We start from the raw sequence: 15,421 nt of genomic DNA on the forward strand, positions 1-15,421 counted from the left end.
CAGCTTATTTTCCGTTATTATAGAACCCAATATGCGTCATTATTTTGAAGAGAATTAAGTTAAGATGGATGTTGTGTAATGAAATACCCAAATTCTACTTAGTCATTCCGCAGTCAGTGATAACAACATATGAGCAGACATGAGCATACCGTAAGATAAGGGAGACAATCTTGGAGGTGTTTTTGCGTTGGTAACTAGAATGAGCTACCTGTGGAAGTGAAATTGAAAGCAATTGAAATGAGATCAGCTGGTATTCCTGTGAAAGAAGTCATGAACGAGCTAAATATTAAAAATGTGACTCAATTAAAAGTCAGGATAAAGTGGTATCGGGAAGATGAACTCCATCGTCTGGAACAGCCAGTAGGTAAGCACTATAGCTACGGTAAAGAGCCGGAATACACATCAGAACTTGAAAAAGTGAAAGCAGGGAATCGTTTCCTTAAGCAGCAACTAGATGTTCTAAAAAAAGTATAAGGAGTTGGAAAGGAGATGTCAGCTGAAGTTAGTTAGTCATTGCTTGGGTAGAGTCCATTCGAGGAGAAATAAATAGTATTGTATTACACAGGCCTGTACATGGTTAGGAATTCCTCGAGCTAATTATTACCGTTGGAAATCGTCTTGCAGAGCTAAGCGTGTAAATTATGTCGTTGAGAAAATTCGAGAGCTCTGTACGGAACATAAATTCCGTTATGGGTACCGAAAGATCACGTCACTGCTTCAAACCTGACGGCAATTGTAGAGCAGACCGTTCGAGATTACATTACTTACTATAACTCATTCGCATTCAAACGAAACTAAATAACCAGTCGGCAGTTAATTTCCGACGACTGGCTGCTTAAACTTGTAGATATTTTGATCCCTTTCTCACAAACAGGGAGGGGGGTGGTCTCATTGTTATAAGTTCAGCTTTTTAGCAATCTTATCTACAGAACTCTTTAATAGACTTTACTGAATAAGATACGCCAACCAAAATATTAAGGCAGAGTTCTTTCAGTTAAAGAGTCAACAACAACTTGAATTGCATTATATTCTTCCAGTTGCATCTGACGATAAAGCTCAATTAGTCTTTTTATTATATCATTATCGTTAGTCAGTTTATACTTTATAACCATACTTTTTCCTGTTCGGGCCATTTTTTCTATTGATACGAAATTTTTGATATAATCAAATTCATCGGAGAGATATTTGTGTTTAATCATATATTTTACTCTTGAAGACATACATTTTTTATGTTCCAACATAATATGAATTGGCCTAATATCATAGGATGTTCTCCCCGTCATCCACCCTTCCAAAAATATCAAAAGTTGCTCATAAATAGCCATTCCATAAACCCTTTTTCTTGGATTTATAAACATACTTATCCTTTCATCAAGATTTTTTGATTCCAAATACTCTCTCAATGATTCTCTTACAAAACGAACTTCAAAACGAAAATTCGCATTATCATTATATGTCCACAAATTGTATAGGCCTAGCTTACCTTCAATATCTTTGTAACTCATCAGAGATTTTTCAAAATCGTTGAATGTAACAGGCAATTCGGTGAATTTACCTTCTTTATCAAATCCAAGACCGTAAATTGTTTGCTTACGCATACTATATCCATATACCATGAATTGATGTTTGAATTCATATTCACCATGTGCATAAGTATTAGGGATATAAAACTCATCCACATTTAACTCAACATATTGTCGATTATCAATACAATCAGTAATAAACTTTATTGGCCCACCTTTATACCCTTCAACAATTTTCCCATCTATTCCAGCAGCATTAATCCATGGACTGTTTATTGGGCCATCATACCCTTTATATGCATAGTTGTAGAAATTTAATGTGGATTGTTGGATCTTAGCATCGAGTAAATTACTTTCATAATATAGATGAATAAAGTTAGTATAAAACCAAGGTAAATAATGATTAGACTGTGCCATGATGGAGAGTGGATAAGCTTGACCTAAATAGCCGAGAACTGGTGGAATCGCAATACGAAGTCGTTTTGTACCCATAATACATCTCCTAGATAATTTGTATCAATACATGCCTTTCGAATAATCAATTTTGTAAAAAAACAGTACAGCATCAGAGCTAATACAGTGTTTCAGATAACAATGTGATTCCGGAATGCATAAGTTTCCTTTTCCTACACACAGTTTTAAATCTGATACTGTATTAGCACTTTAACTGAACTCCAAGCAGACTTTCCAAATTTTCATGAAAGCAAGTTGTACCATATAATAACTTAATCCAATGCTTACAGCACTTGTCTCAGCGAAACTACAAAATGGAACTTTTTATGATTTGCAATGGCCTCAGCGTATCCCCGTAAGTATCACTTGTCATGCTAATGACTATTTTTCGGGACGGAACGACACAAATATACTGCCCTCCCATGCCCATTGCAAAATAAAACCCTCCGGCACCAGAGGTTTGAGAAACCCACCAATGCCTCCCGTAATGACCCAAATCGGGGTAGGACAGATTTTCTGGCTGCGTCGTTTGTGCAATCCATTTTTCGCTTATCAATTGCTTTTTTCCCCATCTTCCCATGTTCAAATATAAGCTCCCAAATTTATGCATGTCCTGAACGGTAAGATAAAGTCCGAAGCCGCCGATATTCACGCCCTGCGGATCCTCATGCCAAATGAAATCTTCAAAGCCCAGATTAGAAAATAAATGGCGGACAGCAAATTCACGTGCTTTTTGATTCGTCGCTTTTTGCAAAATGGCCAAAAGTAGCTGGCTGCAACCCGAGTTATAGTTCATCACTAGACCGGGTTCGGTGAGTAAGGGCCTCTCCAGCACATACTTCACCCAGTTCGAGCTATGGATCATTTGAGGCCAGCCTCCCCAATCCTCCATCTCGGGCCAATCGAATCCGGCAGTCATAGTCAACAAGTGGTCGATCGTGATAAACTGCTTTCTCGGATCTTGATCTTTCAGCAGCGATGGAAAATAGGTTGCAATCGGAGCAGTCAAGTCGGGAATGAAGCCTTTTTCATGTGCAATCCCGATCAGGCATGAGGTCACGCTTTTTGTACATGAATTGACTTTATGAAGTTTGTTAACCGATTTTTTGTTCTTAAAAAATTGATATATGGGCTCGCTACCTACGCTGATCAAGCAGCTGTGAATTTTCTCTTTCTTTAGTATTTCAGACAAATGATTGGTTTCCATTTTCGTTTGATTGTTCGATGAAAGTCCCACTCAGCCCACCTCTTTGTCTTATCGAGTTGCATTATTCCCTGTGCTTGGACAATATACACTTCATCAATTCTGTTAGCTGTTCGGCGTAGTCATTGATGAAGAAATGCCCACCAGAAAATACTTCAATTTGGCTAGAACGTGAAGTGTAATGACGCCAGGCTTCGATAGCTTGTAACGGAATCTTTTCTTTATCACCATGAACAGCATGAATTCGGTATCAAGATGCTCGTATGCGGGACGGGGATTAAACGTCTCAAAATTCCTAAAATACGAACGAATATAGGTTCGTAGTAATTGAATAAATTGAGATGATTCAGGATTCTGGAGGAATTCCGCCCAGTGCTGTATTATATATAAGCATGTCTCGCAATAATCATTTCGTGCATCTGCGTCGTGCCCTCGATAATTTCCATAATCTTCGCATCGCGGAAATAGCGTTGCGCATTGCTATCTGTGCTGCAGCCGAATGCGCCTTGTATCTGAACCGCATCGCTTGTGATCTTTCTAAGAATCGACGTGGCAAAATACTTTGCCTTCCAGCTTGCCATCATAAAGTCGGGATCGGCGAGATCGGCCAAATATGCAGCTTGATGACAAAGCAGTCGTGCCGCCTCGACATTGACGATCATCTCGGTTATCATTTTTTGAATCAATTGATGTTCACGGAGAACGACGCCGAACTGTTTACGATTTGACGTATATTCGAGACTATCTTCTAAACAGCCCTGTCCAATTCCAACCGCACCGAATGCGATTGAGAATCGGCCGTAATCCAGGCAGTGAGTTCCGACGAAGGATAGTCCCATACCGATTCTCCCTAGCAAGTTCTCCGCTGGTACCTCGCAATTGTCAAGGTGAAGTTCTGCAAGCATGGAAGCCTTTGTTCCCAAAATGCCGTCAATCGCATTGGCCGTAAATCCCTTGCTGTCACGTTCTACCAGGAAAGCGGTTGGCTGTCCCTCACAGCGTGCAAAGATTAAAAAGAGATTGGCGATTTGACCATAGGTGATCCACTTTTTTCTACCGTTTAGTACATATCGCCCGTTCACCAACTCAGCAGTAGTCTCGATGCTTTTTGCATCAGTACCAATGTTTGGTTCGCTGAGCCCGAATGCGCCAATCCGGGTTCCTGAGGCCAGTTCAGGCAGCCATTGCTGCTTCTGAAGTTCATTGCCCCACTTACGAATCGCCAATGTTACCATACCGTGGACCGTCAACAGGCTGCGTATGGAGGAGCAGGCGCGCCCGGTTTGCTCGTGCATAAGGCCGAGGCTTATGTAATCAAGTTGACACCCTCCATAGGATCTCGGAATAACTGCCCCGAGGTAACCCTGCTCTGCTACTTTCCGGATCAAATCTGCTTGCGTGTGCTCCTCCCTGTCCATCCGGTTCGCCAACGGCAATACCTCACGGTCGACGAACGCTCTGCAATCTTCCTGAAACTGCTCCTGCTCTGCACTTAACCTAAGCCTCATATTAGTTTCACCTTTCAAAGATAGAATTGACCAAACTGGAAAATCAGTAGTCGTAGAAGCCGCGTCCGCTTTTTCGACCGTGAAGGCCGGCGTCGACCATTTTGCGTAGCAGCGGGCAGACGCGGTACTTCGAATCCTGATAGCTTTCATAGAGCACATCGAGAGAATGGACGACCGTATCGAGTCCGATAAGATCAGCCGTTTCTAACGGTCCCATCGCATGGTTAAAACACTTCTTAAAAATGTCGTCGACATCCTTTGGTTGAGCCACCTGATCCTGTACGACAAATGCCGCTTCATTCATGAGCAGGTGTGAAATACGGTTGGAAACGAACCCCGGAAGATCGTTTACGAGAATCATGTCCTTGCCGAAGCGGGCAAGGAAATCTTTAGCGGTTTCAATAGTCTTGTCGGAGGTATGAAAACCTCGAATCGCTTCGACTGTCGGCTTCATCATGACCGGATTCATGAAATGCATGCCAATCACCCGATCTGGACGTTTCGTCCCAGCCGCCAATTTGGTTATCGAAATACAGGAAGTGTTAACGGCAAAAACACAGTGCTCAGGGCAAATCCGATCGATAATCTCATATACCGCCTGCTTCACTTCATATTTTTCGGTCACGTTCTCCACAAGGAAATCTACGTCATATAACAAGTGGTGATCCGTGGTCAAGGTGATTCTGGTAAGTACAGCGTCCACGCTTTCCAACGAATGACCCTTATTAAAGAATGCGGAAAATCGTATACTTTTGCGAATTTCTTCTTTTGCACGGGCGAGAATGTCATCCGAAATATCGACAAGAACGACTTCCAAACCTGCTTGGGCCAAAGACTGAGAAAGACCGATCCCCATCGTCCCTGCACCGACGACTCCGATTTTTTGCATCACTGAACACCGCCATTATTCATCATTTAATTGTCCTAACAACTCGGCAAGCATTGGATTATATTCTCACACGATTGCCGATGGGGCCTATTGTTGCGTTCAAAATATAATTCGCTAACAGACGAGCAATCCATATAGCCGATTACCACTTATCAATGTAAGATACGGACAAAGAGGAGCTTTCAATGGCAGCAATGCCTTGCTTTGCATTGGAAACGCTCCGTACGATCCAGACCATATTTGTTCGCTCGCCTGGTCATCTGTCACACAGGCCAGGATGATGTCAGCGTCTGCTGCCGCTTCCGCAGGGGAGCGACAAATACGGTCTTATCCCTAGCAAGACCATCTAAGCGTTCTTCCGTGCGGTTGACCCGCCCTTCTTAAAACGACCTTGTTATTTGCGGATCGCACCATTGTGATTTTCTGCAAAGAGCTTAAGGAAACCGATGTATTGTGAAAAAATGGATCGCATTTTTTCCTTCTCCAATCGACGATGATCAAAGTGAAAGAAGAGTTCTCCTCCCCCTTGTTGTGCTCTCCATTCCAATCCAAAATCAAAAAAGTCCGTCAAATTCAACGTTCCGTCCTCTTCGGATGCTTCTACGAACACAGGATAAACCGTTTCCGAGCTTGCTTGCTGTCTCGCTTTGCTCATATGTGAGAAGCTGTAAAGTTCGTCCCGCTTCCCCTTTCCATCGGCCACCCTATGGAAAAGATCCGAAAACTCTGCAATCGAGTTGAACGCGATTACAACCTGTAAGATGCCGCTTGACTCAATGAGTTGCAACGGCATGCGGTCTGTTTGCAATATTTCGGAAAGTACGTACGCGAACAACCCCTGCATTAGATCCGAAACCGAAATCTGCTCCTGTCGGGAAATCCTCGCTAATCGATTATGTAAATCGCTTGAGAGAGTGTAACGATATTGGGTCCCCTCTTCTAGCGAAGGATCTCCGGCATAATATTCGGAAGGCAGCACCAGTCCTTCAATGTTTACCGACGACAGCTCCGAGTGATTTAGCCGACTGATTTGTTCCTTCAGCTTGGAGATGGTGGAATAAGCAAATAAATCGGCAATCGTTATTTTCCCTGGGTAACGATTGTCGAGCCGATTGTGAACCTGAATCAATAAAATGGAATTTCCTCCGACATCGAAGAAATGATCGTGTATGCCAAAATGGTCAGCGCCCAATACTTGTTTCCAAATCGCAAACAATTCCTGTTCCAATTCATCCGTTGGTTCAATAGATTCCTCCTTAGAGGTACCAAGCGCATTTTTTTCTGCCAATAACACTTGACGATCGATTTTTCCGTTCGTCGTTAACGGGATGTGATCGACTTGAAAGAACAATGAAGGTATCATATAGGATGGCAGCTTGTCCTCCATATAGATCCTAACTTCCTCCAATTGAAGAGGCCGATTTGCCTTGATGTATGCACAAAGAACGGCTGTTTCTCCTGCTCCCTCTTTCGGCAGCACGACAACCCCTTGAATCGAGTTATGCTTTAGCAGACATAACTCAATTTCGTCAAGCTCAATCCGATAACCACGAATTTTCACCTGATGATCCGCACGTCCCAAGTACTCTAATTCCCAATTGTGCCTCCACCTGCCCATATCCCCCGTCCTGTAAAGAACATCGCCGGGGACATAAGGATTCGGGAGAAATCGTTCAGCCGTCAATTCAGGCCGATTTAGATAACCACGTCCAACGCCTTCCCCCCCTACATACATTTCACCAACAACGCCTTGTGGCAGCAGGTTCAAATTCCGATCCAGAATATAGAGTGCGAGTGTAGGAATCGGACGCCCAATATTGCTGAGATTGCGATCAATATCAGCTTCCGTTAGCTCGTTAAAGGTTACGTGTACCGTCGTTTCCGTAATGCCGTACATATTTATCAGCCGGACTTGCGGATGTCTTGCCTTCCAGTTCTTTAACTGGTAAGGTGCAAGCGCTTCGCCGCCGAAAATGACCATTCTAAGGCGAAGATCGAACTGCGGCAGTTTTTCCTCTGCTTGTATAAGGTGATAGAACATCGTAGGAGTTTGGTTCAGGATCGTCACCTGCTCCGTTTGCAGCAATTTCAAGTACTGCTGCGGATCGCGAACAGTTTGCTCCGGCACGATGACGAGCTTACCGCCGTACAGAAGTGCTCCGTACATCTCCCATACCGAAAAGTCGAAACAGTAGGAGTGGCCCATCGTCCACACATCGTCCGATCCAAAATCAAACAAACAGCCTTCGTGGAAAAACAATCGAACGACGTTGCGATGTTCAATCATCACCCCTTTGGGTATGCCGGTCGTGCCGGAGGTGTAAATAATATAGGCAAGATGGTGGGCTTCTGCCACCGACGGCAAATCGAAACCCGGTGCATGAGCGATTTCCGAATTATCGATTTCGACAACAGATCCTCCGAAATCCGTTACTATCTGCCTGTTTTGCGATTCGAGCAGCAGCAAGCACGCCTCGCTATCTTGCAGCATGTAGCGTATGCGTTTTTCCGGGTAGCCCGGATCAATCGGCACATAAGCGCTTCCTGCTTTCAATGTTGCGAGGATAGCCACGATCATCTCAGCTGAGCGCTCTAACAGCAGCGCCACAAGTTTGTCCGGCCCTGCACCCTTGCTACGGAGCACATATGCAAGCTGGTTCGCTCGGATGTTGAGATCGCGGTAGGTCAAGCTCTGCTCCCCGCAGACAACGGCAACTTTGTCAGGCGTTGTTTGTGCCTGCCGTTCGAACAATTCAGATAAGGTTGCCCGTTCGGGATAAGACGCACGATTGTTGAATGAGAGCTGAATGCTGTGCTCCTGTGCGGTAACGATTTCCAAATCGAACAACCCGCACGCTGGATTGTGCAGAACCTCTCGAACGAGCTGGCGTAAGTGCGCCTCAATTGTTTGCACTCCGATAGCCGAATATATCTCCGCATTGTAGGTCATCGTCACCTTCATTCGCTCGCCAGGAACAAAAATGACGTTCAAGTCGTAGTTGGTCTGTTCGCGAATCGTGAAGTCGTCCACGGTAAATCCCAAATCGTCGTTTGTGGAGTCGGCGCCGCGCAGTTCACGGTGCATCGGATAATTCTCAAAGGCGATGATATGCTGAAACAAATTTCCCTTGAGTGCAGTCTTCGCTTGCACGTTGTGCAACGGGAAATACTCGTACGGGTTTCCCTCGGTCGTTTGCATCTGCACCTTTCTGACCAGTCCGGAGAATGTTTCACCGTCCTCCTGGCGGATACGTACCGGAACTGTATTGATAAACAGTCCCACCATTCGGTCAACACCCGCCAAATCCGCCGGACGTCCCGATACGACAGCTCCGAATACGACATCCGTTGTATTATTGTATTTTTGAAGCAGCGCGCCCCAAAGCGTTTGCATGACGACGTATAGCGTCACTTGCGAGCTTTGTGCAAACAGCGTCAGCTCCCGCGTCGTGTAGGTATCGAATTCGAACGCATATTTCTGAAAGTCGTATCGGCCTGTATCCCGCTGTGTCTCCGCTTGAGGAAGCAGGGCTGGATGCTCATAGCCAGCAAGCAACCGCTCCCAATATCGCTCCGCCGCTTCCTTGTCCTGCTGTTCGATCCAGTTGATGAACGTTCCGTAAGGATATGCATGCGGGAGCTGAAGCTCCTTATCGTTTTTCAAGCTGCGGTAAATTTGCGTCAACTCGTTAAACAAGATGCCGAGACACCAACCGTCCATCAAAATATGATGGTAGGTTAACAGCAGCTTGCAGTAGTCAGTGTCCATACGAAGGATCGCACTACGGATCAACACATCCTTGGTCAAATCGAAGCCACGCGCCAGATCCGTGCCTTTGAACGCGGCCAGCCGCTCAAGCTTGTCCGGATACTCCAGATGACGAAAGTCTTCCGAATGGACGGATACTGCCCTTTCTTTTAAAACAATTTGCAGCGGTCGGCTCGCTTTCTTGTAGTTAAAAATGCTTCGCAAAATGTCGTGGCGGTTCACCAGAATCTGAAAACTGTTGTTAAACGTTTCGATGTCTATCGATCCTCGTATGTCGAACTCCGACTGCAACACATATTCGCCAATTTCCGGATTGACAAGCGAACGGAAAAGCATGCCTTCCTGCATAGAGCTAAGCGAATAAATATTTTGGATTTCCATTTTTTTTGACATGATTAATCTTTATCTCCTATTTCGGTGATGGACGCCGCGATTTCTTCGCTAAGCTCGTCCAACTCTTCAATCGTTAGACCTTTATACTGCAGGTCGTTTGGCGTGAGTTCCGTCTGTTCTCTTCCTAGGCAGTGATTCATAATCCGCAGCAGATGGCGATGATACGATTCCACCAGTCTGTCTATATCGGATTGTTCGAATTGTTCGCTGCTGTAGTCGAACGAGAGCGTGAACGTTTTTTGCCGCACGATGCCGTTAATTAGGAGGGCGTACCTGCGTTCCGAGGCTGGTGAGAGCATCGGCCCGGCCGACAATGAAGATAGCTCGAACAAATCCTCTGGCACGCTTTGGTCGAATTGCCCGAGATAGTTGAACATGATTTCAGGCTGCACGTCGAAGGAAATTTCGCACTTCTTCTCGGCAGGGGTCAAATACTTCAGTACGCCATAGCCGAGACCTTTGCCGGGAATACGCCGCAAGTTCTCCTTCACGCGCTTAATTTGGTCGGATAAGTTTTCGGATTTCGACATATCAAGCGCCACAGGAAACACGGAGGTGAACCAGCCTACCGTCCGCGTCACGTCAAGGTCGTCCACGAAAGGTTCGCGCCCGTGTCCTTCCAGATCGAACAGCAAATGCGGGGAGCCGGTCCATTCCTTCACCGCGTACCCCAACGCCGCAAGCAGAATATCATTGATTTCCGTATTGTAGGCGTGATGAATCTCTTGTAATAATTGCTGCGTCTCCTGCTGCGAAAGTGTAAGATGAGCCACACGGCTCGTGTTCATCGCAGACCGCTTCGTGAGCGCGTTTTTCCGCGGAAGCGGCTGGAACAAAAAGTCCCCCAACTGTTTCCAGTAATTTTTCTCCGCCATCAACGCTTCGCTTTTCGCAAACTCCGCAAGGCGCAACGCATAGGTTTGAAACGAATCCGTTTTGTTCGGAAAACGAATGTCCTCCCCGCGCAATATCTGCCGATACCCTTCGGTAAAATCTTCGATCAGTACCCGCCAGGATACGCCGTCGACCAGCAAATGGTGAATCACGAGCATCAGGTGGTCTCCGTCGTCCGTGTGAACCAATGCTGCCAGGAACAGAGGCCCTTCCGTCAGATTCAGCGTCGATTGCAGCCCCGCAAACTCCGCTTCCGCCTTTTCCACGAATCGATCTTCCCCGCGCAGATCCGTCACACGAAGCTCGATCAGCCCTGCGCTAGTAGGACGGTTAATCGCCTTGACCGAACCGTCACCGCTCTCTTGCCGGAAAACGATGCGCAGAGCATCGTGATGGAACACAATCTTTTCCAACACACACTGCACGGCTGACGGATCAAAGCAGTTCACAGCGCGGAGAACAACGGCATGGTTGTAATGATGCGCATCCATCAGATTTTGTTCCAGGAACCAATGCTGAATCGGCGTGAGCGGAACAAGCCCTTCCACCGGTTGGCTATGATCCCTCTTGCCGTTCGAGGTGTGCACTAGCTTGCTTAATTCTGCGATTGTCGGATGTTGGAATAGATGCTTCATATCCATCCTGTAATCGTATTTGTGCAATTGAGAGGAGATTTGCAACGCGCTGATCGAATCGCCTCCGAGCTTGAAAAAGTTGTCGTGTATGCCGATGTTCTCCAAACCCAAAACTTGGCGCCATATCCGGGCCATGACGATTTCGATCTCACTCGTCGGCTCCAAGAACCTGTCGGATTGGCCAGCGACGTGCTCAAGGCGTCGAAGCGCTTTGCGGTCCGCCTTTCCATTAGGCGTAAGCGGCATGCTCTCCAGGCCGATATATTGAGCAGGCAGCATATAATAAGGCAGAAAACTGCTCGCAAACGCTCTTAGATCTGCTTCGTTCCCGGCGTACTTCCATGTGACATACGCGACAAGGGTCTTCTCGCCGGACTCCTCCTCCTGCACCATAACGGCAGCTTCCCGGATGCTGTCGTGACGAAGCAGAACGGCTTCGATTTCGCCCGCTTCCATGCGGTAGCCGCGCACCTTCAACTGGTCGTCGCGCCGACCGAATATTTCAATGTTGCCGTCAGGCAAGTAACGGCCTATATCCCCCGTTCGGTACATTCGGCCTGTGCCGGTGAACGAGTTCGGCAGGAAGCGTTCGGCGGTCAATTCGGGCCGGTTTAGATATCCTTGCGTCACCCCTTCGCCACCAATGTACAATTCACCGGCAACTCCGACCGGAACGGGATTCCCGTGCGGATCCAACAAGTAGATCTGTGTATTGGCAATCGGCGTTCCAACGCACATGCGCGTGGGCTGTGGAGGTATCTCGTACGTCGCAGACCAGACTGTCGTTTCGGTAGGGCCGTACATATTAAGAATGCGGGCGGTCGTCAACCTTCCAAGCTTCTCGGCAAGATCCATAGGGAACGGTTCGCCACCGACCATAATCGTGCGGAGCGAGCGGAGAAACTCTTGCGACTGCGGATCCTTGATTAAGGAACGGAGACGGGAAGGCGTACACTGTAGCATAGTCACGTGTCGGTTGCCTGTTTTCTCCGGCACACCGGATGGCTTCTCAAATGATTGACGAAGCAAGGAAAGCTTTTCCAAACCTTCCATAACTAGATTGTGCCCGACACCGAAATCGATTAGGCAGGCAATTTCATCTACTCCCACGCGTGACAATCGCCCCACCATCTCCTTGCAACTTTCCAAGGTGCCGAGCAACGCAGCAGTCTGCCAATAGCGGTCAAAGCCGTAATCCAACAGCGTTTGCATGGCTTCTTCCGTCTGAAGCTCCGCCATGTTCATGTTGAGAGCATCCGCCAGATTGCGAATCAGACTCAGGCTGGAACGCAAATAATCGCAGAACGGCTCCTTGACAGTTTGCTTCACGGCTTCTAGATCTTCGCCAATGAAGGTGTGCAGCATCAGAACAACTTTGCCGTGATCGGCAGAAAAACCGTTTTCCGTTAATGTTTTCCGGTATAGAGCGATGTTCTCGGCCAGGCTATCCACATCCTGGCCAAGCAGATGAGTCAGTAAATGAGCACCGATCTGGCCGGCGCCGATTATCGTATCGCGGCTACCCGATGTTGTGATCCAAATCGGAATCTCGGGTTGAACTGGCTCCGGATAAACTCGGACCTCGATTTCACTGCCCAGCCCATTCGACACAGGCACGCTCTCCCCGCGCCACAGCCGTCTTACTTCCTCAATCTGTTGAAACATGACTTCGTGCCGTTGCTCATAATTCTCAGGATTCAACGCAAAGTCGTCCTGGTGCCAGCCAGCCGTAAACGAAACGCCAGCGCGGCCGCCAGAGAGATTGTCCACGACTGCCCATTCCTCCGCGATCCGAAGGGTGTTATGCAAAGGTGCAACGACACTTCCCGAGCGCAATTGCAACCGCTCGGTTACCATCGCCAATGCCGCCGACGTTACCGATGGATTCGGGTACAGGCCGCCGAAACTGTGAAAATGTCGCTCCGGTGTCCATACGGCGCTGAATCCGTTCTGATCCGCATACTTTACCATATCCAGCAGTAACTGATATTTATTTTCTTTATGCTTGTTATCGTAACTGGAAAAGAAAAAGAGGCTGAAATCCATACTTGTGTCCCGGTATTCATCCAAATAACGGTCAAAGTAATCAAACTCTCGCCCTTTCTTCCCATGCAGTACAATCGAAATTCCGCGCGTAAGGGTCCATAGCAATTCCAGAACGGATATGTCGAAGGAGATTGTCGTTACGGCAAGCATGACATCGTCATCCGCAGGTTTGACGCGCTGATCCATTCCTGCAAAAAAATGAATGACATTGCGGTGCGACACCATCACTCCCTTCGGTTGTCCGGTAGATCCCGAAGTATAGATGACATACGCGAGATCGCCTTCCGACTGAAGAGGCGGCAAATTGTCCCCTTCCCCGCGATAAAGCTCTTCCCGGTCGATTTCGATCACCGTTGCATCGCCGGGGATATATGACGCGAGTCCGATTTGGGTCAACAGCAACTGTGTCCCGCTATCCTCCAACATGTATGCGATGCGATCCGGCGGAAATTGAGGGTCGATCGGCAAGTATGCGCCGCCCGCTTTCAGGATGGCAAGCATCCCAATCACGAGCTCTTCCGCCGGGTTCGCCAGCAATCCGACAAGCTTGCCGGGCTTGACGCCTTCTAGTCGCAGTCGCTGGGCCAGTTGGTTGGCTTTGCGGTTCAGTTCCCCGAAAGTCAAGCTCTCCCGTCCCTCCACAGCGATGCTGTTGGGCGTCTTGGCGGCATGCTCTTCAAAAGCCAGGTGAATCAACCGAGCCTCCCCGATCGGCAGTTCCGTACTATTGAAATCAACAATAATCCGGCGCTTTTCCTGCGAAGAAAGCAGTTGCAAATCCCTTACCCTACAGTCCGGTGACTCCAGCACGGTACCGATAACTTGGACGAGATGCCCTGCAACGCCTTCAATAAACATTTCCTCGTATACGGCCGCGTTATATCGAAAAACGATGCCAATTGCGGCACCCGGCTCGACGATAAGCTCGAAATCGTAGTTGGTCTGCTCATACATACTCGCGTCGCGTACTCGAAAGCCAAGGTCGGCGTTTGCGGATTCGGCGATTTCATGTACGGGATAATTTTGAAAGAGCAGAATATGCTGGATTAGCTGCTGCTTTAATTCGCTTAACTGCTGCGCTTCGTGCAAAGGAAAATGTTCGTGCTTTTTCATTGCAACGGATGACCGGTGAACAAGAAATAGCAGTTCCTCGAAGGATACAGTTTCGTCGCAGCGAATGCGCACAGGAACCGTATTAATGAACAAGCCGACTGTCTGCTCAATGCCCGGAAGGTCGGCCGGCCGCCCAGAAACAACTGCGCCAAACACAACATCGTCCGTTTGGTTGTATTTCTGAAGCAGGACTCCCCAGACCGTCTGCATCAGCACGTTAAGCGTAATGCCGTATTTTCGGGCCATGGTGTTCAATTGCTCCGTTTGGGTTGTTCCAAGCGATAATCGGTGCTCTTTCAGCACATAGCGTCCTTGCTGCGGCTGATGCTGCTGCGGGACGATTGCGGTCTGGTCGTAGCCCTTGAGGTATTCCTGCCAGAACGCTGACGCTTCCATCATATCCTGCCGATCAAGCCAACTCACGTACTTACTAAAGGGATAGGATTCGCCAAGATTGACGGCCTGTCCGTTTTTCAAAGCCTCGTAGGCGGAAAAAAGCTCTTGCGATATAATCCCGATGCACCATCCATCCATCAAAATGTGATGGTAGGAAATCCTGATCGTATACCGCTCGTGATCTGTTTGCACAACCGCAATTCGAATCAGATGATCTTTAGACAGATCAAAACGCCTTTCCAAATCTTCTTTTTTCAGTTGTTCCGCTTTAGCCGCTTTTTGAGTTTCCGGCATGCCGCTGAGATCAAAAAACTGCAATTCTTTTGGCCAGCTTTTAAAGACGATCTGCAGCGGACGCTTCACTTTTTCGTAGACGAATGTTGTACGCAGTATATCGTGCCGTTCAACCAATAGATCGAAGCTTCTTCGGAACAGATCGATGTCTAACGTCCCCTCGATCTTGAATTCGAATTGCTGAAAATAGGCGGTTGTCTCCGGATCCAGGAAGGAGTGAAACATAATTCCTTCCTGCATCGGAGATAGACGGTACATGTCCTTGATGTTTTCCTTCTTCATATTCATTCAGAGCCATCCCACC

At 47.4% G+C, this 15,421-nt stretch carries 7 protein-coding genes; 1 reads left to right on the forward strand and 6 read right to left on the reverse strand.

Annotated features, from left to right (window positions below; translation table 11 throughout):
- Positions 1-210: 210 nt before the first annotated feature.
- Complete coding sequence (locus RQP50_RS12570) at positions 211-474, forward strand: hypothetical protein (RefSeq protein WP_139295315.1); 264 nt, start codon at positions 211-213, stop codon at positions 472-474.
- A 500-nt stretch (positions 475-974) separates the two neighbouring features.
- Here RQP50_RS12570 and RQP50_RS12575 read toward each other — a convergent pair whose 3' ends face one another.
- The 6 genes from RQP50_RS12575 to RQP50_RS12600 form a co-directional block, all read right to left on the reverse strand.
- Positions 975-2,015, reverse strand: a complete 1,041-nt coding sequence (locus RQP50_RS12575) for a hypothetical protein (protein WP_072728937.1) — start codon at positions 2,013-2,015, stop codon at positions 975-977.
- A 268-nt stretch (positions 2,016-2,283) separates the two neighbouring features.
- Entirely contained in the window at positions 2,284-3,213 is a 930-nt protein-coding gene (locus tag RQP50_RS12580; protein WP_315745651.1) for a serine hydrolase domain-containing protein, read from the reverse strand.
- 347 nt (positions 3,214-3,560) lie between these two features.
- Positions 3,561-4,688: an acyl-CoA dehydrogenase family protein gene (locus RQP50_RS12585; RefSeq protein ID WP_072728938.1), complete on the reverse strand. Its 1,128-nt coding sequence runs from the start codon at positions 4,686-4,688 to the stop codon at positions 3,561-3,563.
- A 43-nt stretch (positions 4,689-4,731) separates the two neighbouring features.
- The gene (locus RQP50_RS12590) at positions 4,732-5,580 is read right to left on the reverse strand and encodes a 3-hydroxyacyl-CoA dehydrogenase family protein (RefSeq protein WP_227774564.1); all 849 of its coding nucleotides are present in this window, start codon (positions 5,578-5,580) and stop codon (positions 4,732-4,734) included.
- Positions 5,581-5,971: 391 nt separating this feature from the next.
- Positions 5,972-9,739, reverse strand: a complete 3,768-nt coding sequence (locus tag RQP50_RS12595) for a non-ribosomal peptide synthetase (RefSeq protein WP_315745652.1) — start codon at positions 9,737-9,739, stop codon at positions 5,972-5,974.
- A 2-nt stretch (positions 9,740-9,741) separates the two neighbouring features.
- Positions 9,742-15,405 carry a MupA/Atu3671 family FMN-dependent luciferase-like monooxygenase gene (locus tag RQP50_RS12600; protein WP_315745653.1) on the reverse strand — a complete coding sequence of 1,888 codons (5,664 nt, stop codon included), beginning with the start codon at positions 15,403-15,405 and terminating at the stop codon, positions 9,742-9,744.
- Between the last annotated feature and the right edge of the window lie 16 nt (positions 15,406-15,421).

Origin of the sequence: Paenibacillus suaedae, assembly GCF_032337355.1 — a bacterium.
Classification (GTDB): domain Bacteria; phylum Bacillota; class Bacilli; order Paenibacillales; family Paenibacillaceae; genus Paenibacillus_B; species Paenibacillus_B suaedae.